The organism is Stenotrophomonas sp. LARHCG68 (assembly GCF_052871705.1).
This window is the reverse complement of record NZ_JBIXJV010000002.1, coordinates 319,775-343,197: the sequence shown is the minus strand read 5'-3', so window position 1 is coordinate 343,197 and position 23,423 is coordinate 319,775. Positions and strand designations below refer to the sequence as shown.

General features: G+C 63.7%; 23 protein-coding genes and 3 pseudogenes. 11 read left to right on the top strand and 15 right to left on the bottom strand.

The features are described from left to right. Nucleotides 1–46 precede the first annotated feature (46 nt). The 4 genes from ACIPR8_RS09070 to ACIPR8_RS09055 are packed head-to-tail and all read left to right on the top strand — an operon-like array spanning nucleotide 47 to nucleotide 6,031. Nucleotides 47–1,480, top strand: a complete 1,434-nt coding sequence (locus tag ACIPR8_RS09070; RefSeq protein WP_446540809.1) for a tetratricopeptide repeat protein — start codon at nucleotides 47–49, stop codon at nucleotides 1,478–1,480. A gap of 10 nt (nucleotides 1,481–1,490) precedes the next feature. Further along, nucleotides 1,491–3,425 carry a FecR domain-containing protein gene (locus ACIPR8_RS09065; protein WP_446540808.1) on the top strand — a complete coding sequence of 645 codons (1,935 nt, stop codon included), beginning with the start codon at nucleotides 1,491–1,493 and terminating at the stop codon, nucleotides 3,423–3,425. Continuing rightward, nucleotides 3,422–5,647 carry a CHASE2 domain-containing protein gene (locus ACIPR8_RS09060; protein WP_446540807.1) on the top strand — a complete coding sequence of 742 codons (2,226 nt, stop codon included), beginning with the start codon at nucleotides 3,422–3,424 and terminating at the stop codon, nucleotides 5,645–5,647. Before ACIPR8_RS09065 ends, ACIPR8_RS09060 begins: the two co-directional genes overlap by 4 nt. Before the next feature lie 36 nt (nucleotides 5,648–5,683). Continuing rightward, nucleotides 5,684–6,031 carry a DUF3307 domain-containing protein gene (locus ACIPR8_RS09055; protein ID WP_192286932.1) on the top strand — a complete coding sequence of 116 codons (348 nt, stop codon included), beginning with the start codon at nucleotides 5,684–5,686 and terminating at the stop codon, nucleotides 6,029–6,031. 8 nt (nucleotides 6,032–6,039) lie between these two features. Here ACIPR8_RS09055 and ACIPR8_RS09050 read toward each other — a convergent pair whose 3' ends face one another. Continuing rightward, nucleotides 6,040–7,872 carry a patatin-like phospholipase family protein gene (locus ACIPR8_RS09050; protein WP_446540806.1) on the bottom strand — a complete coding sequence of 611 codons (1,833 nt, stop codon included), beginning with the start codon at nucleotides 7,870–7,872 and terminating at the stop codon, nucleotides 6,040–6,042. Nucleotides 7,873–8,303: 431 nt separating this feature from the next. On the opposite strand from ACIPR8_RS09050, the gene ACIPR8_RS09045 reads away from it, so the two are divergent. From ACIPR8_RS09045 to ACIPR8_RS09035, 3 genes are read left to right on the top strand one after another with little or no spacing between them, the layout of a single operon-like run. Beyond that, nucleotides 8,304–8,963 (top strand): HIT family protein, encoded by a 660-nt coding sequence (locus ACIPR8_RS09045; RefSeq protein WP_446540805.1) that lies wholly within the window; start codon nucleotides 8,304–8,306, stop codon nucleotides 8,961–8,963. A 60-nt stretch (nucleotides 8,964–9,023) separates the two neighbouring features. Next, nucleotides 9,024–9,623 carry a hypothetical protein gene (locus ACIPR8_RS09040; RefSeq protein ID WP_446540804.1) on the top strand — a complete coding sequence of 200 codons (600 nt, stop codon included), beginning with the start codon at nucleotides 9,024–9,026 and terminating at the stop codon, nucleotides 9,621–9,623. A 9-nt stretch (nucleotides 9,624–9,632) separates the two neighbouring features. After that, the gene (locus ACIPR8_RS09035) at nucleotides 9,633–12,209 is read left to right on the top strand and encodes a hypothetical protein (RefSeq protein WP_446540803.1); all 2,577 of its coding nucleotides are present in this window, start codon (nucleotides 9,633–9,635) and stop codon (nucleotides 12,207–12,209) included. Here the strand turns inward: ACIPR8_RS09035 and ACIPR8_RS09030 are convergent. The 13 genes and pseudogenes from ACIPR8_RS09030 to ACIPR8_RS08970 form a co-directional block, all read right to left on the bottom strand. Next, nucleotides 12,187–13,029, bottom strand: coding sequence for a DNA adenine methylase (locus ACIPR8_RS09030; RefSeq protein ID WP_446540802.1), 843 nt, complete (start codon nucleotides 13,027–13,029; stop codon nucleotides 12,187–12,189). The genes ACIPR8_RS09035 and ACIPR8_RS09030 overlap by 23 nt on opposite strands. Nucleotides 13,030–13,129: 100 nt before the next feature. Then, nucleotides 13,130–13,390 carry a pyocin activator PrtN family protein gene (locus ACIPR8_RS09025; protein WP_446540801.1) on the bottom strand — a complete coding sequence of 87 codons (261 nt, stop codon included), beginning with the start codon at nucleotides 13,388–13,390 and terminating at the stop codon, nucleotides 13,130–13,132. Further along, entirely contained in the window at nucleotides 13,387–13,590 is a 204-nt protein-coding gene (locus ACIPR8_RS09020) for a hypothetical protein (protein WP_446540800.1), read from the bottom strand. The genes ACIPR8_RS09025 and ACIPR8_RS09020 overlap by 4 nt, the downstream gene beginning before the upstream one ends. A gap of 247 nt (nucleotides 13,591–13,837) precedes the next feature. Continuing rightward, nucleotides 13,838–14,050 carry a hypothetical protein gene (locus ACIPR8_RS09015; RefSeq protein ID WP_446540799.1) on the bottom strand — a complete coding sequence of 71 codons (213 nt, stop codon included), beginning with the start codon at nucleotides 14,048–14,050 and terminating at the stop codon, nucleotides 13,838–13,840. Beyond that, a complete protein-coding gene (locus ACIPR8_RS09010; protein WP_446541057.1) occupies nucleotides 14,047–14,253 on the bottom strand; it encodes a helix-turn-helix domain-containing protein in 207 nt (68 codons plus the stop codon). Before ACIPR8_RS09010 ends, ACIPR8_RS09015 begins: the two co-directional genes overlap by 4 nt. Before the next feature lie 94 nt (nucleotides 14,254–14,347). Continuing rightward, nucleotides 14,348–14,611: a hypothetical protein gene (locus ACIPR8_RS09005; protein ID WP_446540798.1), complete on the bottom strand. Its 264-nt coding sequence runs from the start codon at nucleotides 14,609–14,611 to the stop codon at nucleotides 14,348–14,350. A gap of 108 nt (nucleotides 14,612–14,719) precedes the next feature. Continuing rightward, nucleotides 14,720–15,181, bottom strand: coding sequence for a hypothetical protein (locus tag ACIPR8_RS09000; protein ID WP_446540797.1), 462 nt, complete (start codon nucleotides 15,179–15,181; stop codon nucleotides 14,720–14,722). Continuing rightward, nucleotides 15,178–15,426: a hypothetical protein gene (locus ACIPR8_RS08995; protein WP_446540796.1), complete on the bottom strand. Its 249-nt coding sequence runs from the start codon at nucleotides 15,424–15,426 to the stop codon at nucleotides 15,178–15,180. Before ACIPR8_RS08995 ends, ACIPR8_RS09000 begins: the two co-directional genes overlap by 4 nt. Before the next feature lie 11 nt (nucleotides 15,427–15,437). Beyond that, entirely contained in the window at nucleotides 15,438–15,716 is a 279-nt protein-coding gene (locus ACIPR8_RS08990; RefSeq protein ID WP_313253262.1) for a hypothetical protein, read from the bottom strand. Nucleotides 15,717–15,880: 164 nt separating this feature from the next. Then, entirely contained in the window at nucleotides 15,881–16,588 is a 708-nt protein-coding gene (locus tag ACIPR8_RS08985) for a hypothetical protein (protein ID WP_446541065.1), read from the bottom strand. A 93-nt stretch (nucleotides 16,589–16,681) separates the two neighbouring features. Continuing rightward, nucleotides 16,682–16,756 (bottom strand): annotated as a pseudogene (locus tag ACIPR8_RS08980) (zinc ribbon domain-containing protein); the annotation flags it as partial. 25 nt (nucleotides 16,757–16,781) lie between these two features. After that, entirely contained in the window at nucleotides 16,782–17,474 is a 693-nt protein-coding gene (locus ACIPR8_RS08975; protein ID WP_446540795.1) for a S24 family peptidase, read from the bottom strand. 397 nt (nucleotides 17,475–17,871) lie between these two features. Next, a pseudogene (locus ACIPR8_RS08970) lies at nucleotides 17,872–18,156 on the bottom strand (integrase core domain-containing protein); the annotation flags it as partial. A 609-nt stretch (nucleotides 18,157–18,765) separates the two neighbouring features. On the opposite strand from ACIPR8_RS08970, the pseudogene dusA reads away from it, so the two are divergent. From dusA to ACIPR8_RS08950, 4 genes and pseudogenes are all read left to right on the top strand, one after another. Further along, nucleotides 18,766–19,781 (top strand): annotated as a pseudogene (gene dusA, locus ACIPR8_RS08965) (tRNA dihydrouridine(20/20a) synthase DusA). Between the two features lie 322 nt (nucleotides 19,782–20,103). Then, entirely contained in the window at nucleotides 20,104–20,352 is a 249-nt protein-coding gene (locus ACIPR8_RS08960) for a PepSY domain-containing protein (RefSeq protein ID WP_132866029.1), read from the top strand. Nucleotides 20,353–20,423: 71 nt separating this feature from the next. Next, entirely contained in the window at nucleotides 20,424–21,107 is a 684-nt protein-coding gene (locus ACIPR8_RS08955; RefSeq protein WP_003469280.1) for a response regulator transcription factor, read from the top strand. A gap of 23 nt (nucleotides 21,108–21,130) precedes the next feature. Continuing rightward, complete coding sequence (locus tag ACIPR8_RS08950; RefSeq protein ID WP_192286927.1) at nucleotides 21,131–22,558, top strand: ATP-binding protein; 1,428 nt, start codon at nucleotides 21,131–21,133, stop codon at nucleotides 22,556–22,558. An 84-nt stretch (nucleotides 22,559–22,642) separates the two neighbouring features. On the opposite strand, the gene ACIPR8_RS08945 is transcribed toward ACIPR8_RS08950, so the two are convergent. Then, nucleotides 22,643–23,419, bottom strand: coding sequence for a M90 family metallopeptidase (locus tag ACIPR8_RS08945; protein WP_446540794.1), 777 nt, complete (start codon nucleotides 23,417–23,419; stop codon nucleotides 22,643–22,645). Nucleotides 23,420–23,423 lie beyond the last annotated feature (4 nt).

Genomic DNA, 23,423 nt, shown 5'->3' with positions numbered 1-23,423 from the left:
CCGCCGGCTGCAGCCATGGCGGTCTGCGCAGGGGCAGGAGAGCGACGTGGTCAGGGCAACGGGCAAGCGACAGTGGCGTCGCCAGACGAAGGGGGGGATGCAGCCGCGCCGGGGAGGCGCGCGCTTCATGCTGCTGGCGGCCCTGTTGTGCCCGGGGATGGCAACGAACGTGCTGGCACAGCATCGTGCTTACAACGTACCGGCCAGCGTGCCCGCGGCCGAGGTGCCGCAGCGGGAAGCCGAACGCCGGCAACTGTTCCAGCAGGTGCTGGACAACCCGGCCGACCTGGAGGCCGGGTTTGCCTATGCGGTGCTGTCCACGCGTCTGGGCGATTACGAAGCCGCCATCGCCACCTACGAGCGCATGCTGATCGAGCGGCCGGGTACGCCGCGGCTGCAGCTGGAACTGGCCGCGCTGTACTTCCGCCTGGGGGCCTATCCACGCGCGCGCCAGCTGTTCGAGAAGGTGCAGGCGTTGCCGGAAACGCCGGATGCGGTACAGCGCCGGATCCGCGGCTACATGGCGGTGATCGACGGCGAGCAGAAGCGCGAAGGTGGCTTCTCCGGTCGGGTCAGCCTTGGCGCACGGGTGGAAAGCAATGCCAACGGTGCGCCGGACCGGCATGCGATCAGCCTCAACGGCCTGGACTTCGAGCTCAGCCCGGACTCGCGCGCGGCCGGTGATGCCAGCAGCCAGTTCGGCCTGCAACTGCGCTACCGGCTGCCACTGTCGGCGCAGGGCGACGTGCTCGACACACGCCTTGCCACGGCCTCCAACCGCTATCGCGACCTGCATGGGTTGGACAGCGACGTGGCCGAGCTGCAGGTCGGGCCGGAGATTTCGCTCAGCCGCTGGGGCATGCGCAACGGCCGCGTGGCCATCGCCGCATTGCTCGGCCAGACCTGGCTGGATGATGCGCGCTACATGCATGCCGCCGGCCTGGCGCTGGGCTTCCGCAGGCCGGTCGGGCGTGAGGCTGCCATCGCCGCGAACCTGGACTGGCGCGACGAGCGTTATACCCCGGCCCCGGCGATGGCCAGTGCGCGCGGTTACTCGGGCGACCGCTACCGCGCCAGCTTCACCTACAGCCGGCAGCTGGATGACGACTGGCAACTGCTGCTGAGTCCCGGCGTGGAGCGGCGCGAAGCGGCCGTGGACGCCAACAGCCATTGGGAGCCGCGCTTCAACACCGCGGTGAACTACCGCTTCCCGGCGCTGCTGGGCAGCCGTAGCCAGCCATGGTTGTTGGCGGTGAGCGCGCAGCTGGCGCGACGCCGGAACGATGCGCCACTGCGTGCGGTTGACCGGCAGGCCAGCCAGCGCGGCAACGACCTGGTGCTGCAGGCCATGCAGACGATCCCGCTGCGCCGTGGCACCGACCTGCAGGTGTATGCCGGCTATCGCCGGGTGAGCTCGAACTACGACCTGCGCGATTACCGCAATCGCTTCGCGGGCGTTTCGCTGGTTCAGGCGTTCTGAGGACATGGGCATGCGTATTTCCCTTCCCCTGGTAGTGGCGATTGGCCTGGCGCTTGGTGCGTCGGCGGTGGCGCATGCCGAGAAAGTGGGCGTGGCCGCGGCAGTCGCGCCCGATGCGCGCAGCCGCTCCGGCAACGCGCCGCTGCAGGTGGTGCGGCTGGGGGACAACGTGGTGCGCGACCAGCGTTTCCAGACCGACGCGAAGGGCGTGGTGCAGGTGCTGCTGGTGGACGGTTCCAGCTTCACCATCGGGCCGCGCTCGTCGCTGGTGATCGACCACTTCGTGTACGACCCCGACAAGGGCACGGCCCGCCTGGCCGGCAGCATGTCGCGCGGGGTCATGCGCTTCATCGGCGGCGCCGCTTCCAAGAGCGCCGATGGCGTGACGGTGAAGACACCGGTTGGCGTGGCGGGCATCCGTGGCGGCATCCTCGGGCTGTGCGTGGATGACGCGCCGGCCGGCTGTGCCGGCAGCGCCCGCGGCGATTTCGAGTTCGGTATCGGTGCCACGTTCGCACCCAACCAGGGCACGCCGGTCGCGTTGCACCAGCCGGGGACCTCGTTCGCATCCAACGGCATGGGCGCCACGCTGCTTCCGGTGATGGGCATGCCCGTGGACCCGGCGGCTGCACTGCCGGCGGCACCGGCGGGCAGCCAGCTCACCGGCGGGCTGGACGCACAACCCAATCACATGGCCGGCTTCAGCGGCGGCCCGATGGCACCGGAGCTGGGTGTGCCGGGGGTCGATCCGCTGCTGGCACTGCTTGTACTGCCCACCGCTGCACCGGCCACCAGCGTGGGCCAGTCCCTGATCGAGACAGGCATCGAACAGCGGCCGCCGGTGGATCCTGTAGATCCCGTAGATCCCGTAGATCCTGTGGATCCCGTAGATCCTGTAGATCCTGTAGATCCCGTAGATCCTGTAGATCCTGTAGATCCTGTAGATCCCGTAGATCCCGTAGATCCCGTGGATCCTGTGGATCCCGTAGATCCCGTAGATCCCGTAGATCCCGTAGATCCCGTGGATCCCGTGGACCCCGTGGACCCCGTGGACCCCGTGGACCCCGTGGATCCCGTGGATCCCGTAGATCCCGTGGATCCCGTAGATCCCGTGGATCCCGTAGATCCGGTAGATCCGGTAGATCCGGTAGATCCGGTAGATCCTGTGGATCCCGCCCCAACCCGAACCTTCTCCGGCAGCCTGCAGGGCTTTGCCGGCGGCCTCGGTGGCGGCTCGCCGTTGCAGCCGGGCAGCGCCGAATTCCAGTTCGACCCGGATGGCGGCACGGTGACAGCGCGCATCGCCCCGCGGACCTGGGAAGGGGCAGCGTTCACCGGCAGCGGGGACTACCTGCACGACCTGAGTTATGGGGTGACCACCGGCGAGGGTGACGCACAGGTGGTCGGTGACAGCAACGCCCTGTGCGATTGCGACTACCTGAGCTGGGGGCAGTGGTCGGCGGACGTGGCGGCCAATGGCACCACCTACTCGGCCCAGAACGGCTACTGGATCATCGGCCAGCTCACGCCGCTGGCCGAACTGCCGACCGACGTCATCGCCAGCTATGCGGGCACCGCGATCGGCAGCGTGTCGGACAACGGCGTGGTCACCACCGGCGTGACCGGTGACTTCACCGCCACGGTGGATTTCGGCAGCGGCACCGGCAGCCTGCAGATCGCCAACTTCGATGGGCGCAGCTTCGGCGACAACGCACTCAACCTGGACCAGCTCATGTCCGGCATGCCGGACGGGGCGTTCAGCGGCTCGCTCGGCATGGATGCCAACAGCGGTTTCTACGGCGAGTATTCGGCTGGTTTCGCCAGTGACGGCACCGATCCGGCGGCGGCGATGCTGGGCACGTTCTGGGGCAGCGATGGCAGCTGGTCGGCCAGCGGCGTCTTCGCCGGTGACAAGACCGGCGATGCGCCGCCCAACGGCCTTTGAGGTCGCCCGTTCTGGCCACGCGCCCGTACTCTGGTGAACGCCCACGCCGATTCCGGCTGCTGCTGGCCGGCGTGGCCATGCTGCTGCTCGCGTTGACGTTGGACATCACCTTCCGCGACGGCTTCTCGCGCCTGGCCGACCTGGTCTTCGACGCGTTCCAGCGCGCCGCTCCCCGGGCGGCCACCGCCGACCCGGGCGTGGTGGTGATCGACATCGACGAAGCCTCGCTGCAGCGCATCGGCCAATGGCCATGGCCGCGTGACCGCATCGGCCAGGCGGTGGATGTGCTCGGTGGCATGGGCGCGGCCGCCATCGCCTTCGACATGGTGTTCACCGAGCCGGACCGCACCTCGCTCGGCCCGCAGCTGCAACGGCTGCGTGCGCAGGGCATCGAAGTGCAGGTTCCGGCCGGGGCGGTACTGGACAACGACGCGTTGTTCGCCGCGTCCATCGCACGCAATCCGGTGGTGATGGGCGTGGCGCTGTCAGACGAAGGCGGGCGCACGCTACTGCCGCCGGTGGCAGGCCTGTCGTTTGCCGGCAGTGACCCGCGTGATTACCTGGATGCCACACGCGGTGGCTTGCCGAACCTGCCGGCGCTGACCGACGCGGCCAGCGGTATCGGCAGCTTCTCGTTCCCGCCGGCGCGCGACAACATCATCCGCACCTTGCCGCTGGCCGCGGTCGCGGCCGGCCAGGTGTACCCGGGCCTCGGCGTGGAGGCCCTGCGCGTCGCCCAGGGCGCATCGGGGCTGACGCTGCGCTCCAGCGACGCGAGCGGGGAGGTGGGGGCTGGCCCGGTGGCGATGACCTCGGTACGGGTCGGGGTGCTGGAGCTTCCGGTCATGGCCGATGGCCGCTTCCGCGTGCATTTCTCCGGCATGCCGCACATGACCGTGATCCCGGCCTGGCAGCTGTTGCAGGACGATGGCGCCGCACTGGCCGACAAGGTCGAGGGCCGCATCGTGTTGATCGGCACCTCGGCGATCGGCCTGCGCGACATCGTCGCCACGCCGCGCGTCGCGGCAGAACCGGGTGTCAACGTGCATGCCGAGCTGATCGACCAGGCGTTGAACCAGCAGTTCCTGCAACGCCCGGACTGGGCACGCGGTGCCGAGGTGCTGGCGGCGGTGGTCGCTACGCTGCTGTTGCTCGCAGTGCTGCGCCTGGGGCGGCCGGTGCTGTCGTCGCTGGCACTGCTGGTGCTGGTGGGCGGCGTGTTCGGCGGCGCGTGGTGGGCCTACCGCAGCCACGCGATGCTGCTCGATCCGCTGCCTGGCCTGCTATGCCTGCTGGTGGTGTTCCTGACCATGATGCCGGCGTTGTTGTTCCTGGGTAACCGCGAGAAACGCTTCGTGCGCACCGCGTTCGCACGCTACCTGTCGCCGGCCCTGGTCGAGCGCCTGTCACAGGATGCGCAGGCGTTGCAGCTCGGCGGCCAGACCCGGCAGATCACGGTGCTGTTCTCCGACATCCGCGGCTTCACCACGTTGTCGGAGCAGCTCAGCCCCGACGCGCTCACCGCGCTGCTCAACCACTACCTCACGCCGATGACCGATGTACTGCTGGCGCACGAGGCCACCATCGACAAGTACATCGGCGACGCCATCATGGCGTTCTGGAACGCCCCGGTGGATATCGCCGACCATCCGCGCAAGGCCTGCCTGGCCGCCCTGGGCATGGCCGATGCGGTGGCCGCACTCAACCGGACCCGCGACAGCGCGCTCCGCATCGGCGTCGGCCTGCATTGTGGCGATGCCTGCGTCGGCAACCTGGGCTCGCAGCAGCGCTTCTCGTATTCGGCCATCGGCGACACGGTCAACCTGGCCTCGCGCGTGGAAGGCCTGACCAAGTTCTACGGCGTCACCGTGCTGGTGACCGAGGCGGTGCGCGCGCAGGCCGCGGACCTGGCCTTCGTCGAGGTCGACCGCGTGCGTGTGGTGGGGCGCGTCGAGCCGGTGGTGCTGCATGCGCTGCTGGGCGATGCCCGCCACGCGGCCGACGCTGCCTTCCTGGCGCTGGCCCGGCACCACGCGGCCATGTTGACCAGCTACCGGCAGGGGGATTTCCAGCAGGCGCGGGTGCTGTTGCAGGCACTGGGCGACGCGCCGGCGGCACGGCCGTTGCAGGCCCTGCACGCGCTGTACGCGCAACGCCTCGAGCACCTGCTGGACCAACCACCCGAGGGGTGGGATGGCATCTTCACGGCCACCTCCAAGTAGTGCCAGACTCCACCTTCAGCCCGAGGCAGGTTGCCAATGGATTCCCACGCACTGCTGCAGACCTTGACCCTGTTGATCGTCGGCCACGCATTGGCCGACTACCCGCTGCAGGGCGAGTTCCTGGCCAAGGCCAAGAACCGTTTCGCGCCGGTCCCCGGTGTGCCGTGGTACCAGGCACTGGGCGCGCATGCGGTGATCCACGGCGGTGCGGTAGGCGTGATCACCGGCAGCATCGTGCTGGGCGTGCTGGAAGCGCTGAGCCACATGCTGATCGATGACCTGAAATGCGGCCATCGCATCAGCTACAACGTCGACCAGTTGCTGCACGTGGTGTGCAAGTTCATCTGGTTGGGGCTGCTGGCCTGGGTGCCCGCGCTGCCCTGAGCGCGCCCTTACTCCTCCAGCGCCGGTACCGTTTCGCCGCGCTGCCAGGCGCGCAGGCCAACCAGCCCATCGATGCGGTCCAGCAATCGGCGCGTGTATTCGTAGCCGGCCTGCTCCTGCGCACGGCCCAGCTTGAAGTTCAGCAGGCCCATGCCCGGCACCGTCGGCGGCTTGAGCAGCAGGTCGTTGCCACGCCCGGCACCGCGCAGCATGCGCCCGGAGGTGATCTGCATCGAGCGCGCGGCCACCACGCCGATGCGCGGGAAGTCATCGCCCTTGCGTCGGCCAGTCAGCAGCTGCCAGGCCAACGACAGCCGCGAGGGCACCTGCGCGTAGGCGCTGCTGACGCGCCACTCGTCGTCGGAGGACAGCATCGAGATCAGGTTGGGGCCGCTCTTGATCGCGCGCATCACCGACACCGGCACGTTGTTCATCACCCCGCCGTCGACCAGGACGTGGCCCTGCGCGCTGATCCACGGCGGCAGCGCGACGGGGATGGCGGTGGAGATGCGCAGTGCATCGCGGGTCAGGCCGTGGCGCACCACCTCCAACTCGTTGGTGGACAGGTTGGCACCCACCGCGAAGCAGTTGATCGGCAGGTCTTCCAGCCGTGAGTCGCCCAGCTGGTCGTGCATGCAGGCATCCAGGTGGCGGTGGTCGAGCAGGCTGTACCAGGGCAGGGTGAAGCGGCCCAGCGCCTTGCGCTGCAGGAAGAACTGGTCGTAGTCGGCCATCATCCGCGCGGCATCGTCACCGGCGGCATAGGCGCGCGCGACCACCGAGCCGATCGAAGTGCCGCCGATGATGTCCAGTTCCACGCCGGCTTCGCTCAGCGCCCGCAACGTACCGATGTGGCCGGCCCCCAGCGCGCCGCCACCGCCAAGGACCGCGCCCAGCGCATGGCCGCTGAGCAGGCGCGCGACGCGGCCGAGGTGCGCGGGGCTGTCCAGGGCGACATGGTGGTGCAGGTGCAGCAGGCGCTGCTGCAGCCAATGTGCGGTGCCGGCGATGGGCTCGCTGGCATGTTCGCGCCACAGCAGCAGGCCGACCTGGCGCGGGCGGAACAGCGGCAACGCATAGGCTTCCAGCGTGCCCAACGGCACGGTGTCCTGGCGGGCCTCGTCCAGCCGGCCGCACAGCAGCAGCTGGTCGCAGTGGCGCAATGCCACGCGGTCCCAGCCGGCATGGCCGTCACCGGCGACCAGCAGCAGCTTGCCGCCGTCCGACTCCTGCAAGCCCAGCCAGCGCGACAGCTGCTGCTCGTCGGCGGTCTCCAGCCCGGCGGGCAGGTCATGCGCGCGCAGCACGGTCACCCGTGGCACGTTGTCGCGCAGCGCCTGCAGCAGCTGCGCGACCAGGGCTTCGGGTACCGGTGCGCCACCGGCCGGGCACAGGCCGATCGCATCGGCGGTGCGTGGGGCCAGGGTTGCGGCGGCCGAGGTGGTCGCCGCCAGCCGCCGTCCCAGCGTGCGCAGGATGGACTGGGTGAAGTCCGGCTGCGCCGCGGACAAGCGGTCGAAGCTCTCGCGGCTGAGTTCCAGCACCTCCGAGTCGCGGCTGGCCACCACGTCGGCGGTGCGGGTCAGCCCGCCGAAGAAGGCGATCTCGCCGACCGGTTCGCCCGCGCCGATCTCGGCCACCAGGTGGCGGCCGTCCAGCAGCACCTCGAAGCGGCCCCGTACCACGTAGTACACGTGGTCGGCCGTATCGCCCTGCCGCACCAGGTGGTCGCCCTTGCGCAGCGCCAGCCGACGCATCTGCGCCAGGATGCTGTCGCGCTGGGCCTCGGACAGGCCAGCCAGCAGCTCGGAGCGGGGAACGGAGGAAGCATCGGCGGACACGGCGGGGCTCTTGCGACAAGGGCGGGATCAGACAGCGGAGGTTGTCCGCATGCCACTGTGCCCCGCCAACGTAAGAGCGGCTGGCCCCGGCCGTCCCGCCACCTGAACGGATCGGCCGGTGCCCACGCCGCCGCGCCAGACCACGACGTGATTCCCCGATGGCCGTAACCGAGCAAGCCGAAAACCCGTCCCCCGCGCCGTCCGCCCGCGACACGCAACGCTATGCCGCCTCGCTGCGCCTGTCCGTCGCCCCGATGATGGACTGGATTGACGCTGTATCTATATTTATGTAAATCAATAGTTTAAGTCGGTACATTGGGGCCTTGTAGCATTGCTGTGCCACCGCTGGTAGCGCTGCGCATTGGCAACGCAGGTGGCGCTATGTGGATGTCCTAATGGATACTATGATCTAGTTGTACTAGGAGGTTGCTATGTCCAGTGTTCACATGACCGACGCATGTCGCTTTTGCTCAATTGGCGCTAAGGCCTCCACGGCTTCGCTGGTTGATAAGCCGTGGCTGGAAGATGACCACTACTACGCAATAGCGTCCATTGGTGCTCTTGTTCCTGGTTGGTCACTAATCGTGCCCAAGAAGCACAGCTACAACTTGGTCGACCATCTTGAGAATGCGGATTTCTACAAGTTCGTGGAAGCAGCTGTTAGTCGCATTGAGAGCATGTACGGACCGGTTCTTGCATTCGAGCATGGCAGTATAGCTGCCGATTCGGCGACGAGCTGTGGAACCGCACACGCGCATCTCCATTTGGTGCCGCTCTCTTTCGCTCTCGCTGACGCTGCAGTCGAAGCCGATTCGAGTTTAGCTTGGGACACGGTTCGACTAGCTGATCTGGCTCAAGTAGTAGGAGGTAATGAATACCTCTTCGTGGCTGACCGGTACAACGGTAGGGAAACCACTGGCCTCGTAACCACTTTGCAGGCAGGTAGATCGCAATTCTTCCGGAGAATTATTGCATCTCATTTGGGATGCCCTGATGAGTATGACTACAAGGAATTCCCTCGACTTGAGATCGCTGCCAGCACGGCGATCTCGTTGAGTCATGACGTAGGCTTGATTTCACGGGTGGCCTAAGTCGTGACATTGCCAGGGAAGGTTCGTCCAAGGCGACGGAAGAGTTTGCTGCAAGAGCGAATGAAGGTCGGCAAGCAGCGAGGCCGACGAGATGAAGGGTCCGTTGCACCAGGCCCGGAAGATGAGGTCCTGAATGATGACGAGCGCGAGCGATTTCATTGGGAGACTAGATATCCCGATAAAACTGCTCGGAAGCTCATACTCATTGAGAGTGTTTTCGTAGTTTGTATCATCATGCTAGCCCTGATTGGGCTTCTCGTGACATGGCATGGTGGCATTATTGATTTTGTTCAGAGCACCTGCGAGGGATGTGGCCCGGGTACTCTTAGAAAATACATGTACATGTTCTTTTCAGGTTTGCTCGGCGGCTCCATGTTCGGGCTCAAGTACTTGTACAAGGTTGTAGCCCGAGGATACTGGAATCAGGATCGTGCAATTTGGCGCTACACCTCCCCGCTTCTTTCGGCTGGACTAGCACTCGCTACCGGCGCATTGACAGATGCCGGGATATTCGGCTTCGCGACTTCTTCGGCTGGTTCCAGCTCTTCGTTTGTTGCGCTGGGTTTCATTGTCGGCTACTTCGCGGACAGGGCGTCGGGGAAGATGCAGGAAGTTGCGGAGACCTTATTTGGTGCGCATCCCTCACAGAAGAGATCTTAGCGTCTGCATATGGGAGGAATCGGCCGATCTTCTGTTTATGTTGTGGGTGCTGCCCAGGATTGTGAGTGCGCTGCCGATAGTCTCACGTCCGAGCTGATCGGGGTTAAGGCCTATGGTTTGCTGCCGCTCCCTGTCGAATGGGTGCCTCCTTTTTTTTGCATAGAAGATGGGGTGTTGCCCGACGAAAATAGGCTCGTCAAAGCAGCGCAGTTTGCTGGCCTCGACGCGAGGGAACCCCTTTACGTTAGGTCAAGTGGAACGAAAGAGGGCATCGATGAACGTGGCGCACTTTGCAGCGAAGAAGCCCGTATCGAGACTATTGTTGAGGTGTTGGGGAGGCTACTGGAATCTGATGCTTTAAAAGAAGCGAGAAAGTTGCAGAAGGTTCACTTCATTATCCAGAGGAAGATCCGTACCCAAGCAAAAGGACATCTCTCGAATGAACGCCGAATTGCAAGGAAGTCGAGAGATTGGGTGGCCGAAATAGAGCCAAGTTTGGGGCACTTGGCCGAGTCAGGCTCGGTTGCGGTAAGGCGTTGGAGATCAGTCGAGGATGGGGGGGCGCCGCTAGCTTGTGACTTGAGGGCAAACCTATATCGCGTATTGAGGGGCGTGGCTGCTTGGGCGGGAATTCGGCGCTTACATTTGGAGTGGGTGTGGGACGGCTTGCGAATCTGGATCGTCCAATGTGAAGAAGCCAAAGATTTGGCTGGCGTCGTACCCAGCGATCTAGCAAAGAAATATGTTTCGGAAGTTGGTGATCTAGCTGGTCTTCGTTGCTTTAGGAAAGCTTCGGCACCAGATTTTTCCAACTATGGGAAATTGAAGAATGCGAGGGTATATAGGGATCTAGGGTATGCGATGCCGCCCTTCTTCATTTTGAACGATCAGAGTCTAATAAAGGCGCTAGTTCTTCGGTCTGAGATCACAGAGGATCTCGAGCACGATCTGAAACTGTTGTGTAAAGCTCCGTTGGTTCTTCGGACGGATGGGACCGGCATCCCTGCTGAAAAACGTCAAATGCTTCCGCGAAGCGACGAACTGCGCTCGAGTGAAGAGGCGAAGAGCTGGTTGCTTGAGGTGCTTCCCGAGCGCCTTTCAGAAATTAATGTCGAGGATGCAGGCCTGGCTCTGATAGGCCATCATTTTCTGCCGGCCGTTTCGTCTGCATGGTGCTTGGCATACCCTGATCGCCGACGAGTGCGCATTGAATCACTGTGGGGTATTCCAGAGGGGCTGTACTATTTTCCTCACGATGTTTTCGATGTTTTCGATGTTTTCGATGTTGACGTGGCTGACGTCAACGACAGCAAAAAACCCGGCGAAAGCGTTCGCATTGTGGGGCAAAGGGAGCGATATAAAGAAAAGTTCATTGCGCCAGATGCTAGCGGAAAATGGGTGATTCATTCGGTTGCGAATCCCCACGATTGGGGTTCGAGCGTAGGGAAGAATGGTTGGGTCAGAGAGATTGCACACACCTCGCGGCGTATTGCTATTGAGGCTCAGCATCCGGTCGTGGTTATGTGGTTCATAGGTCTAGTTGACCAAGTGCAGGCTGATCAGGTGCTGCCCTGGTATCACGAGCCCTGGACTCCAGTGCAGGAAGCTGGAGTCTCGTCCGAGATCTCGAGAGCAACTAAACCGGGTGAGACGCGGACGATAAAGACTTCTGCTGATCTTGATGAATTGATTGCAAGGGGTGCTGGCGGGGCAACAAGAATCGCAATCGAGCCAGAGGAGACTGGCATTGTTCGAGATCAGAAGTTCATTGAACGACTATCCGCCGTGGCAAAAGAGAATGGCTATATAGTCGAGCTTCGCGGCGGTCTTCTTTCGCACGTGTATTACACACTTAAGAGAGACGGAATCGGCGTGGTTTGTGTTGATGCCTTCGCCACCGATGACGAAACGATCGAGTTTAATAAACTTGTCAGGGATAAAATTCCTGAAAAGATCGAAGCACATGGCGAGTCGGCAGAGGTCGCAAAGCTAGAGGGTGAAGCCCTATTGGCTGCACTCAAGAACAAATTGGTGGAAGAAGCCTTTGAGGTCATGGATGCCAAGAGCACCGAGGCCATGAGTGAGGAAATCGCGGACGTAATTGAAGTTCTTCATGCCTTGGAAGATGCACTCGGGTTGGCACGATCTGAGGTTGAGGCGCTAAGAGACGCGAAGAAGAAGAAGCGTGGAGGGTTTCGAGAGGGCGTCATGCTCCTGAATACTCGTTTATCTACTCCAACTAGCGGTGAGCTCGTCACTGGTCCTAAGTCAGGAGCAGTGATACGAGAGGTAAGTTCTCTGCCGTCATATGATCCAGGAGTCAACATCGACAAGAGGGCACAAGGCGGTGATCTCGAGCGCCTGCTCACTTTCTCCATGCCGGCTTACGCTACTGAATTCAAGCTCGCCCGACAGTCTTTCGATCTCGCGACGCAGCTGGGTCATAGTCATCCAATGAGATTTGAGGTGCTGCTCCAGCGCTCCGGCGCAGATCAACGTGTGAGATTTAAGCTCACAAATTCCGCTTACCAGTTGGATCTCTTTCCTACAGCGAGTGCTCCCGTCAACGGTGAAGGTACGGATTGACCGGCAGCTTTAGATTGCCGTGAAACATCAATTCCGTCGCCTTTGGTCGCTTCATATGGGTTGAGTAGTGAAGTTGAAATCGCAACGAGGAAGCGCATTCGTACAAGCTGACAATATCGGGGTGATCGTCGTAGGTGACAATCCATGGTGTTTTTAGCCTTAATACTTGATCCGCCACTTTCCTATGATCGGCCTCGTGGTAGTAATTAGTGTAAAGCTGCTTTCCTTTCACATAATAAGGTGGGTCGCAATAAGTCAGTCGTTTCTTTCTTCTCGTGGGCTCAGAAAGAAGATCAAGAGCGTCGATATTGGTTACCTTGATTCTCTTGCGATAGCTTCCTATAGCTTCGATTCGTTGCGCTAGCCCGTCACGATTGAACCGCGCATCAAGTTTGTACTTTCCAGCTTGAGTTCGCCCGCCGATTGGGCCCCCGCGCAGAATGCCGGACCGGCTTGTACGATTGAGAAGAAATGCTGAGTACGCTACTTGAAGCGGCTCGTGGCCTTCGAAGTTTCTGACAATCTGCTTTGCGGTTTCGCGCGCTGCAATCGTGACGGTCGCGGCTCTGACCATATCCGCAAGTCTCTTTGAGTCATCGACAGCGCACTGCCAAAAGGTGTAGATGATCGGGTCTATGTCGTTGATATGGATCCTCGCCACCAGATCCTGCTGGAGCAGATACAAGGCAGCACCTGCACCACCTGCATATGGCTCGATGTACTCACCGCCAGTAAGGCCGTTGGCTCGCACGACGTCTGCGAGCCAATGGCCAAGGCGACCTTTGCCTCCCGGATATCTGAGTGGTGTGATAAAAGCCATTTAGTATCTGAATTTCCGGGGGCTTAGCATGATTTTACCGAGCTTTGTAGTCTATCCCACTATCGGTGATGTAGACCTCATTGGGGCTTCTCGGGCCGAGCTAGACTAGGTGAGTCCGCTGCCAGTTCTTCGAAGCTTCGCGCCGGCGGGAGTCGATGAACGCGGCGAGGTCGTCTACAGCTACCAGCCATGGCGACTTCTGGCTGCCAAGCCGGAAGACCGGGACTGGGAGCGACTGGCGCGAAGCGCGCCGGTTCGCTTCTTCTGGCTTCATGCCGAAGTGATGGCAGCACTTCTCCAAGGGGATGTGTCCGGTCCCGAACTCTGCCAGTAGCAGGAAGACGGTAGTGGTGTTGGTCATGGGGTGTCTCCTTGCTGGCCTTGATCGGCCAAGGCATCCCATCGGTCAGCCTCGGCCAGGTAGTAGTTCACCCGTTCCTCTCGTACTGAGGGCGGGAAGTTGTAAGCGACGCGCGCTGCATCTGCGGCCTCGCGGTTTTTCTCTGCCATCCAGCGGGCTTTGAACCCGTAGGCGTCCCCCTGGTCGGTCGTGGCATTCATTGCCGCGCGCTGGCCTGTCTATCCGGAAGCGCGAACAGGCGCTGCAGCAGTGCTTGGTGCTGCTCCCGCGTGAGGTCGAGAGTGCTTTCGCACCCAACTGCCCGCACGTGCGCGCGGTACGCCTCCTCATCCAACCCTTTCTGTCCGTGAGCCAGCCTGCGCAGGGCTATCACGAGTGCCTTACTGATGTGAAACTCGCCCATCACGCGCGCTCCTGCTCGGGCCATTCTGCGCAACCGCCCACGCCTCAAACCGAGCGCGAGAATCCGCCTCCTGCGCTGCGGGGGGGCTCACTCTCGCGCTGCTGCATGTCCGTGATGTACGCCAGGACGGTGCGCAAGCGGGCCTTGTGGCTCGCCTTGATGTCGCCGCTGCCTAGCAGCTTGTTGAGCAGATTGACGGCTCCGGTCATGGCGGGGATCGCGCGCTGTGCGCGGTCATCTGAGGTCTTGTCGTTCACGCGCTGGGCTCCTTGCGGCTTGGGCGGTGGCTGTACCGGGCGCGGCCCGGCATCAACGGAATGAGGAGCTTCTGTTTCGTCGGGATGCTGTACTGGGCGACGAGACAGGGCTCTCCGAACTTGTTGTGGACGGTGATGCGGGTGGAATGGATGACATGGCCGTCCGCCCGCAGGTCGTGCACCCGCGCGCTGGCGCGGTAGATGCCGAGTTCCTAGAAAATTTCCACTGCCGTCATGGCGCGGTTGGACAGCGCCGTGAGCAGCCTTTCGCACTGTGCGGCATGGGTCATAAGGGCCTCAGAGACAGAGCTGCATCTGCGGGGGGAAGGCCAGCGCCGGCGCACTGCGACGAACGCGCTTGGGCCTTGCTGGCTGGCCGTGCATCAGCTCCCACTCGGCCAATGCCCGTTCAAAGTCGGGATGGCGGGCCGTATGGCTGCAGGAGCATTCGATTCCGTGGCCGCCGCCGGCGGAGGCGCGGCGAAGGTCGTGGATGTGGCGCGCGGCGTGTCCCTTGCTGCAGGGCAGGAGGGGTTCCGCGTGGCTGACCATGCGTTGCATATCGATCTCCTTAGGAGCTGATGGCGAGCGGAGCGCAGATGGCGACCAGCGCCGCCGCCGCAATCGCGGCGAACAGCAGGAGGTCCAGGAGGGATTTCTTGTCGCCCTTCACGGCTGGGTGCCCACGAAAGCGAGGTCATAGATGACGCAGTGCGCCCGGGCGTCCGCCTTAGAGAGGGGGACCACGGCATCTGCCCGGGCGCATGCGAGGGGAACGGAGTAGGAGCCGCTGGTGACGGCATCCACGGCGTCGAGTGCTTCCTGCCAACGACGGGCGGAGAAGCCATCAGTCAACGCGATGGCGACACCTGCAGCGCAGTCGGGCACGCGGCCAGCGCCGCGGAAGCCGTTGAGCGCGGTTCCCGCGATAGTGGCGCGCAGGCCCCAATCGTCATGGTCGGCAAGCTCGTAGACCGCGAGCGCGGCGCAGATGCGCGGGCTGGAGATCACCAGGTCAGCGGGGACGGTTACGTCGCCGGCGGTCCGGGTTTCGGGGGCCGGTGCCGGAATCGTGGGAGCGGCGCAGCCGCCCAGGGCGAGCAGCAGGGAGGCGAGGAGGGCGCGGATCATGCGGCGCCACCTGTTGCACGCACGATGGCCGCTCGTAGGCGCACTTGCTTTGTCTTGCCCAGGTCATTGGCCGGCGTGTGGCGATTGATCTGGATACGCGCAACCGCCTCGGCAGCCTCAAGCAGCTCCGCGACGGCTGTGTTTGCTTCAGCCAGATCCTTGAGAAGTCGCTTCGCTTGCGGGTCACCAGCCAGCCCCGCGAACATGCGGGCCTGACCTTCGGCGCGAGCGAAGTCATCGAGCACATCCACCCTGCTCACGCCGCACCGCCAATGCGAGCGCCGGGCAGGCGCACGCGGCCGGCGAGATGCGCCATGCGGAACTTGTGGAGAGGCCGGGCACCGTTGGCGGTGAACCAGCCGAGCACATCGCCGTGGAGGCGGGTGGGCTTAAAGAGGGGGCATGCCCCGATGGATTCGAGCAGGAATGCCGGGGTGTCACCGCTGGGGTGGTTGCGCTCGAAGGCGCCCCGCATCTTGTAGGCCGAGCGTGCGGCACGGTATCTGCTGTGCCAGGACTGGCGGGCGGTAGCCATGATCCGAGTCTCCAGCCCCTTCCCGGATGGGTGTGTCGCGGGGCGGGACATGGATCACCCATGGGTATGTCCGCAACGCAATACCTTCGGGTAAGTATTTTTCAGTAGGCCAAAGAGAAGCCCCGCTGGAGCGGGGCTTGGGATGCTGGAGATTCGGCTCGGTGCTATTTCATCTTGTCGGGGTTGAATCCGCTGACGTCGAACTCCCAGGACGGCGCGCCTTGCCGGAAGGTGTTGGCTTGGATGCGCACAACTTCCGCGGACTGCATCCGGCGAACAAAGTCAGCGTACCCCCGGATGAAAAGTGTTTCGGTTGAATTGTCCTCTGGGCCCGTCGCGCTATACCTGCGCGGCTCCGCGTCGCCAAAGCGAACCATAACGTCGCAGCCTGAGTAGCTTCCGCACTGCAGCTGTCCACGTTCAATGGAGAAGATCACATCGTTCCCGTAGCGGGGGTGCTTTCGGAGGGCGAGGGTTGCATGCTGCGGCCCCCTGTATGGGAAGTCGAACTCGTGGGTATTGGTGCTGTAAACGCTTGCTTCCACTGTGGTCTTGCTAGTCATGTCGTCAGTGTGCGACGTATACATCCACTGCTTCCCGACGTTCTCCTTCCGCACCATTTCGCGCAACTCGGGCAGTAGTTCAAGCGCTACCTTTTCTTCCGGAGTGCCTTTGTGATTGGAGACAAGTTGCTCCGCTGAGAGAACGCGAGCTGACGCTGGCCTGGCTTCATTCTTGGCGTCAATGAGCAACTGGGCGGCGGTGATGCGGGGCACTGCTGCAGGCGCGGGAGCGTGGGTGCTCGTCTGCTTTCCACCGATCACCAGGCAGTAAACGACTACAAGCAGAATCAACCCGCCCAGGACCAACATTGGGCCGCTTGAAGAGCGAACGGGTTTAGGGGCCGGCGGCACCGCTGACGCCGGCTGGAACGGAGGCGGCGTTCCTAGCCGCTGCCGTAGCGGGTGGCCGCAATTAGGGCAGCTCTCCGCTTGGTCACTCACCTGATGCCCGCACTCAATGCATGCAACTAGAGCCATCTAAGTTCCCCCCTGTTTCTTGCAACTATTCCGTCAGTTGAACCGCTCGATCCTGTTCCGCAGGTATACCTTTCCACCGATCAATGTTCCTTCCGGAATGTGGAAGGGGGGCATCATAGCTCTTGTTGTCGTTGGCGGCATGGATAACTCCACGATCAAGAAGGCGCTTGATCTGCTGGTCGTTGCCCATGTTGATCAGATAGATGCCGTCACCGTCGAACGAAGTGATGCCCGTGTCCACCACCACGGCATCGCCCGGCTGAATCACAGGTTGCATGGAGTCGCCGTTACCGGTAATAAGCCGCAGCCGGCCGGGCGCAGGCACGAAGCCGACAATGCTGCGGATGTAGCCGGGCTCGAAGTCGATTGCACGGATCACGTCCGGATTGTTCAAGTTCTCCACCCTATCCCCCATGCCGGCAGTCGCGTCCAATTGCTGGACGTGAACGTAGCCTTCGCGTGTCGCCGGGATTGAGATTGTTACTTCGGAGTCAACGCCGGCGCCGGCGAAGTAACCGGGGATACCGAGCGCCTGTTCGATCTTCTCGATGGAGTCCTCGCCGACGCGCTTTGCACCGGCCTTGCCCTCTGGGTACAGCATCCGTGACACGTACGAAGGCGTAATCCCAACGGCATCGGCGAAGCGGGCCGATACGCCAGAAAAGCGCTCCTGGATGAGGTGGCGAAGGAGTTCGCGGCGGCGATCAGCTTTGGTCATATGAGGCGATCAGCCTTTGGTCATATGAGAAGCCTGAAAGGAAGTTACCTGCAAGTAGCTGACCTACGGGTATTGTTTTCGGTGTACTCGGGGATAAATTTTGACGCCTATGGACACCCTTCGTGCCCACCTCTCGACCCTCATCCAGGCGGATCAGGCGGCCTACGCCGCGCGTTGGGGCACAGCCATCGGCTATCTGCGCAAGGCGTTGAGCAAGGGCCAACGCTTCGATGGCGGCCTGGTGCGACTGCTCCACGCTGAAAGCGGAGGCGTCGTCTCCCTAACGGAACTGAGGCCGGACATTTGGCCGCCTGACACACCCCCAATTCCCGGTGCATTTCAAAGTAGAAAATCCGGCGTTCCACGGCACCCTGGAGTTCGCATGGGACCCGTGTTTCAGGGCGAACTCCTCTGGGGTTTTCCATCCTAGTGCACTGTGGGGACGTTCCTCGTTATAGAAGCGCCGCCACCCTTCGATCTTGCTTCGCGCGTCGGCCAGTGACAAGAACCAATGCTCATTCAGGCACTCCTGCCGAAGGCGACCGTTGAAGCTTTCTACAAGCGCGTTGTCTGTCGGCGTGCCGCGTCGGGAAAAATCCAGCTCCATGCTGTTCTCATAAGCCCATCGATCCATTACCTTCCCGGCGAACTCGCTACCGTTGTCCACCTTGATTGCGCCCGGCGATTTTTGGCGCAGGTACTCAGCGGTATCGTCCAGCTCCTGGAGGCGCACGGGTGCCCGCAGGGCCACGCGAGCGGAGCGGAACACTTGTCGGAGCCATATTGAGATCGTTGCCCGCGGTGGCCGGGCCGGCACCCGCCTTCCGGCGCTGTTGCACGTACGCAATGAAATCGCCTTGGGTCAGGCGATCCACGCGGTTATCGCCCAGGTCGCTGGCGAGGATTCGGGCGAGATCGGCGGTCTTTGAGCGCCCCATGGATTGTCGGCGGCCATTTGCGCGGAATACCAGGTGAACATCTGGGCGACGGTCATGCGCACCCCCACGGTCTCCCCCCGAGCGCGCTGACCGGCAAGCTCCGCTTCACGGGGGGTGAGCCATTCTTTCACCAGAGTCTTTGAGGGGGAACGTCTCTGATTCCCGGTGCACGAGCTTTCCTTCGGACTTGAGCCGGATAGTCGCCGTGTAAGATGTGGCGCCGTTGGCGCGCTTCCTGGCTAGGATCGATCCCATGGTGCTACAAGTCGAATTCTGTAGCACTGGATGTAGCACTGCCGATGAGGCAATGCCCGGAAACCCGCAGAAACACTAGACAAATGCAGCAGGCCGAAATGACCGCTCCGCAAGCCGCCAAGCCCCGTCAGCCCTACGTTCTGGAGGGTTTGAGGCTCTCGGTTGCCCCGATGATGGACTGGACGGACCGCCATTGCCGGGTCTTCCACCGCATCCTCGCGCCGGACGCGCGGCTGTACACCGAGATGGTGCACGCCAATGCGGTGATCCACGGCGACCGCGAGCGGCTGCTCGGCTTTGACCGCTGCGAACACCCGCTGGCGCTGCAGCTGGGGGGCAGCGAGCCGGCCGCGTTGGCCGCGGCGGCCCGGATCGCCGCCGACTGGGGCTATGACGAGATCAACCTCAACTGCGGCTGCCCCTCCGACCGGGTCCAGGCCGGGCGCTTCGGCGCCTGCCTGATGCGCGAGCCGGAGCTGGTCGGCGACTGCGTGGCGGCCATGGTCGCGGCGGTGGACATCCCGGTGACGGTCAAGTGCCGGCTGGGCGTGGATGAGGACAACGAGTACGACCGCTTCGCCGGGTTCGTCGACCGCCAGGTGCAGGCCGGCGCGGCGATGGTGGTGGTGCACGCCCGCAATGCGTGGCTGCAGGGCCTGTCGCCGAAGGAGAACCGGGAGATCCCGCCGCTGCGCTACGACTGGGCGTACCGGCTCAAGCGCGAACGCCCGGACCTGCCGGTGGCGCTCAATGGCGGCATTGCCAGCGTCGAGGCCGCGCAGGCGCATCTGCAGCACGTGGATGGGGTGATGCTGGGCCGCGCCGCCTACCACGACCCCTACGTGCTGCACGCGCTGGAGGCCGCCCAGACCGGTGCCGCGGTGCGCACGCGCGAGGAGCTGCTGCTGCAGATGCGGCCCTACGTGGAGGCTCGGTTGGCCGACGGACTGTCGCTCAAGCACATCAGCAAGCACCTGCTGGGCCTGTTCCATGCCCAACCGGGCGGGCGTTCCGCCAGGTCCTCAGCGAAGGCGCCCACCGTCCCGGTGCCGACTGGGGCCTGATCGAGCAGGCACTGCAGGTCACCCGCGACCAGGCCGAACGCGTCGCCTGAGGGTGCGCGGCCGGGCAGAAAGGCGGCAATTTATCCGGTCATTTTGCTGAATGAGCGGCGCGGGAGCGGGCAGGGTTCAGACCGGATTCACTCCCAAAAATCAAGAATTTGCCGTGATTTCGTAAGGGCCGGGAAAAATTTTCAACGTCGCCTTTTACGAATTTTGAACGTTGCCCCGCAGTCCGTTAGGATCGTTCCCATGCATCCGCACTTTCGTCGTCGTCTGCAGATCACCCTCGCCGCCACGTTGACCGTGGCAGGTCCGGGCGTGGTCGCCGCGTCGGCCGAGCCGCCGCCGCGTGCGGAGCCGGCCCGGGCCCAGATGGTGGCCGAGCGTGGGCGTCCGGCCAACGACCGCTCCCTGTCCGACGCCGTGCGCCGGGTACAGCGCGAAACCGGCGGGCGCATTCTCGGTGCCGAGCGCGTGCCGTACGATGGGCGCGACATCAACCGCGTCAAGTACATGGATGACCGCGGTCGGGTCCGTTACATGGACGACCCTTCGCCGTCGCGGGCTGCTCCCCGGCCGCCGCGGTCCGATGACCAGCCACCACGCGGCGATAACTCCTGAACAGCGATAATCGCTACGCGTTCCGCATCAAAATGCCGGCAGGTGCCGGCCCAAGTTACTAGGGAGAGTTCATGCGTATCCTTCTGGTTGAAGACGAAGCCCCGCTGCGGGAAACCCTTGCAGCCCGCCTGAAGCGCGAAGGTTTCGCAGTGGATGCGGCACAGGATGGCGAGGAAGGCCTGTACATGGGCCGCGAAGTGCCGTTCGACGTGGGCATCATCGATCTGGGCCTGCCGAAGATGTCCGGCATGGAGCTGATCAAGGCGCTGCGCGATGAAGGCAAGAAGTTCCCGGTGCTGATCCTGACCGCCCGTTCGAGCTGGCAGGACAAGGTCGAGGGCCTGAAGCAGGGCGCCGACGACTACCTGGTCAAGCCGTTCCACGTCGAAGAGCTGCTGGCCCGCGTCAACGCGCTGCTGCGCCGCGCCGCCGGCTGGTCCAAGCCGACCCTGGAATGCGGCCCGGTCGCGCTGGACCTGGCGGCACAGACCGTCAGCGTCAGCGGCAGCAACGTCGACCTGACCAGCTACGAGTACAAGGTCCTCGAATACCTGATGATGCATGCCGGTGAACTGGTCTCCAAGGCCGACCTCACCGAGCACATCTACCAGCAGGATTTCGACCGCGACTCGAACGTGCTTGAAGTGTTCATCGGCCGCCTGCGCAAGAAGCTGGATCCGGACGGTGAGCTCAAGCCGATCGAAACCGTGCGTGGCCGCGGTTACCGGTTCGCGATTCCGCGTACCGAGGGCTGAGCCCCTCCCAGGGGCGTTGTGGTATGACGGGCCGTCAGTGGCTATTGAAGCGTTGGCGGCCCCGCTCCCTGCAGGCCCGCCAGCTGTTGGCTGCCTCGGTGGGCCTGGTGGCGTTCCTGGCGCTGGCCGGTTACGCACTGGACGCCATGTTCGCCGACACCGCGCGAGCCAACCTCAGTGAACGCCTGAAGAACTACGCCACCGCCTATGCCGGTGGCGTGGATTTCACCCGCGACGGCTCGTTGTACATCCGCGAGCAGCCGCCGGATCCCCGCTTCGACGTGCCAGGCAACGGCCTGTACCTGCAGGTGGTGATGCCTGGTGGCACCGGCAATTCCATGTCCGCCGAAGGCCCGATGCTGCCTGACGTCAGCGGGCGCATGCTCAAGCCGCGCGAGGAAGTGTTCGAAGGCCCGTTGCCGATGACCCAGATCGACGGCACGCCCGGCGAGGTCTACCGCTATGGCATGGGCCTGGTCTGGGGCGGCGACGGCGGCCCGGAAACCGAATTCCCGTACACCATCTACGTGCTGGAGGACTCACGCGCGCTGGGCAAGCAGCTGCGCGTGTTCCGTGGCGCGGTGTGGTTCTGGCTGGGCGTCACCGGCCTGATCCTGTTGCTGCTGCAGACCCTGGTGCTGCAGTGGAGCCTGCGCCCGCTCAAGCGCGTGATCAATGAGCTGACCAAGGTGCAGCGCGGCGAGCGCGAGCGCATGAGCGAGCTGCACCCGCGCGAGCTGGCGCCGCTGACCGAAAGCATCAACGCCTTCATCGAAAGCGAGCGCGAGAACCTGGAGCGGCAGCGCAACACGCTGGCCGACCTGGCGCATAGCCTGAAGACGCCGCTGGCGGTGCTGCGCACCCAGCTGGACAGCGGTGCCAATGACCCGCAGGAGCTGCGCGAGGAACTGGACGTGCAGCTGCAGCGCATGAACAACCTGGTGTCCTACCAGTTGGCGCGTGCGGCATCGTCCGGTCACAAGCTGTTCTCCGCGCCGGTGCCGATCGAGTCCAATGCCGAGGAGATCGTGCGCGGGCTGGAGAAGGTCTACGCCGCCAAGGGCGTGCTCTGCGAGTTCGAGCTGGAGCCGGGCGTCAGTTTCTACGGCGAGCCGGGCGACCTGCAGGAGTTGCTGGGCAACCTGCTGGAGAACGCCTTCAAGTGGGCCAACCGCCGCGTGATGCTGACCGCACGGCCGATCACCAGCGGTGGCGGCCGCCGTGCCGGCCTGATGCTGGCGGTGGACGACGACGGCCCGGGCATCGCCGACGAGAACATCGCCAAGGTGCTGCAGCGTGGCGTGCGCGGCGATGAGCGCGTGCAGGGCCACGGCATCGGCCTGTCGATCGTGCAGGACCTGATCAAGGCCTACCGCGGCCAACTGCAGGTGAGCCGTTCCAGCGAACTGGGCGGTGCCCGCTTCGAAGTCACCCTGCCGCCGGGCATCTGAGCACGGCGCCATCGCGTTGCCCCAGGCAGGCGCGTCAGCCGTGACCACCGCAGGCTGGGATGCAATCCAGGCATCACCACGCGATCAATATCGCGCTTGGGCCGCGCTGCCCGGCGACGGGCCATACAGCCGGCGCAGGTGCGCGGCGACTGCCGGCATCGCCTGTTCCAGGACATCGGGTGCGGAGAAGTGGTACTCGCTGACCACCGCGAAGAACTCTTCCGGGGCTTCGGCCGCGTACGGATCGAGGGTGACCTCCTGCTCCCGGTCCACCTGCGCGCGGAAGTGGTCGTAACAGTGCTGGAAATCGTGCGCCCATTGCCGCTGCCATTCGCGTGGCAGCGGCGGGGTGCCGTCAATGGCGCCGTCCAGTGCGTCCAGCTTGTGTGCCATTTCATGCACGGCCACGCAGAAGCCGGCGTGCGGGTCGGCGATATCGGCCTGCACGTCGGCCCAGGACAGGATCAACGGGCCGCTGTCCCAGGACTCGCCGATCAGCTCGTCGTCCCATTCGTGTACCACGCCCCATTCGTGGCCGTCGTCGATGGCATCGTCATGACGGCGTCGTACCCGGAATGCATCGGGGTAGACCACCAGTTCCGACCAGCCGTGCAGGCCTTCGGCACCGAACTCGATCAACGGCAGGCAGCACAACGCGGCCAGCAGCATGCGCTGGCCTTCGTCCAGGACCAGACCGGCGACCGGCGTGATGGTCTTGTGCCGCAGGAACAACCCGGTCAGGGCGCGTAGCCGCTCTTGCTGGGCGGGCTGCAGGGCATGCAGCCAATGACAACCCCGGCAGGTCTGTTGCCAGAGGGCGTCATCAAGCGGAGCAGGCGTGCGCCGGAACCAGCGCAGCAACGAC

What these genes read in the sequence shown, in the direction of transcription:
- ACIPR8_RS09065 (WP_446540808.1), top strand. Translation starts at nt 1,491, where the DNA reads ATGCGTATTTCCCTTCCCCTGGTAGTGGCGATTGGCCTGGCGCTTGGT.
- ACIPR8_RS09055 (WP_192286932.1), top strand. Translation starts at nt 5,684, where the DNA reads ATGGATTCCCACGCACTGCTGCAGACCTTGACCCTGTTGATCGTCGGC.
- ACIPR8_RS09045 (WP_446540805.1), top strand. Translation starts at nt 8,304, where the DNA reads ATGTCCAGTGTTCACATGACCGACGCATGTCGCTTTTGCTCAATTGGC.
- ACIPR8_RS09040 (WP_446540804.1), top strand. Translation starts at nt 9,024, where the DNA reads ATGAAGGTCGGCAAGCAGCGAGGCCGACGAGATGAAGGGTCCGTTGCA.
- ACIPR8_RS09035 (WP_446540803.1), top strand. Translation starts at nt 9,633, where the DNA reads ATGGGAGGAATCGGCCGATCTTCTGTTTATGTTGTGGGTGCTGCCCAG.
- ACIPR8_RS09030 (WP_446540802.1), bottom strand. Translation starts at nt 13,029, where the DNA reads ATGGCTTTTATCACACCACTCAGATATCCGGGAGGCAAAGGTCGCCTT.
- ACIPR8_RS09025 (WP_446540801.1), bottom strand. Translation starts at nt 13,390, where the DNA reads ATGACCAACACCACTACCGTCTTCCTGCTACTGGCAGAGTTCGGGACC.
- ACIPR8_RS09020 (WP_446540800.1), bottom strand. Translation starts at nt 13,590, where the DNA reads ATGAATGCCACGACCGACCAGGGGGACGCCTACGGGTTCAAAGCCCGC.
- ACIPR8_RS09005 (WP_446540798.1), bottom strand. Translation starts at nt 14,611, where the DNA reads ATGCAACGCATGGTCAGCCACGCGGAACCCCTCCTGCCCTGCAGCAAG.
- ACIPR8_RS09000 (WP_446540797.1), bottom strand. Translation starts at nt 15,181, where the DNA reads ATGATCCGCGCCCTCCTCGCCTCCCTGCTGCTCGCCCTGGGCGGCTGC.
- ACIPR8_RS08990 (WP_313253262.1), bottom strand. Translation starts at nt 15,716, where the DNA reads ATGGCTACCGCCCGCCAGTCCTGGCACAGCAGATACCGTGCCGCACGC.
- ACIPR8_RS08985 (WP_446541065.1), bottom strand. Translation starts at nt 16,588, where the DNA reads ATGTTGGTCCTGGGCGGGTTGATTCTGCTTGTAGTCGTTTACTGCCTG.
- ACIPR8_RS08975 (WP_446540795.1), bottom strand. Translation starts at nt 17,474, where the DNA reads ATGACCAAAGCTGATCGCCGCCGCGAACTCCTTCGCCACCTCATCCAG.
- ACIPR8_RS08960 (WP_132866029.1), top strand. Translation starts at nt 20,104, where the DNA reads ATGGTGGCCGAGCGTGGGCGTCCGGCCAACGACCGCTCCCTGTCCGAC.
- ACIPR8_RS08955 (WP_003469280.1), top strand. Translation starts at nt 20,424, where the DNA reads ATGCGTATCCTTCTGGTTGAAGACGAAGCCCCGCTGCGGGAAACCCTT.
- ACIPR8_RS08950 (WP_192286927.1), top strand. Translation starts at nt 21,131, where the DNA reads ATGACGGGCCGTCAGTGGCTATTGAAGCGTTGGCGGCCCCGCTCCCTG.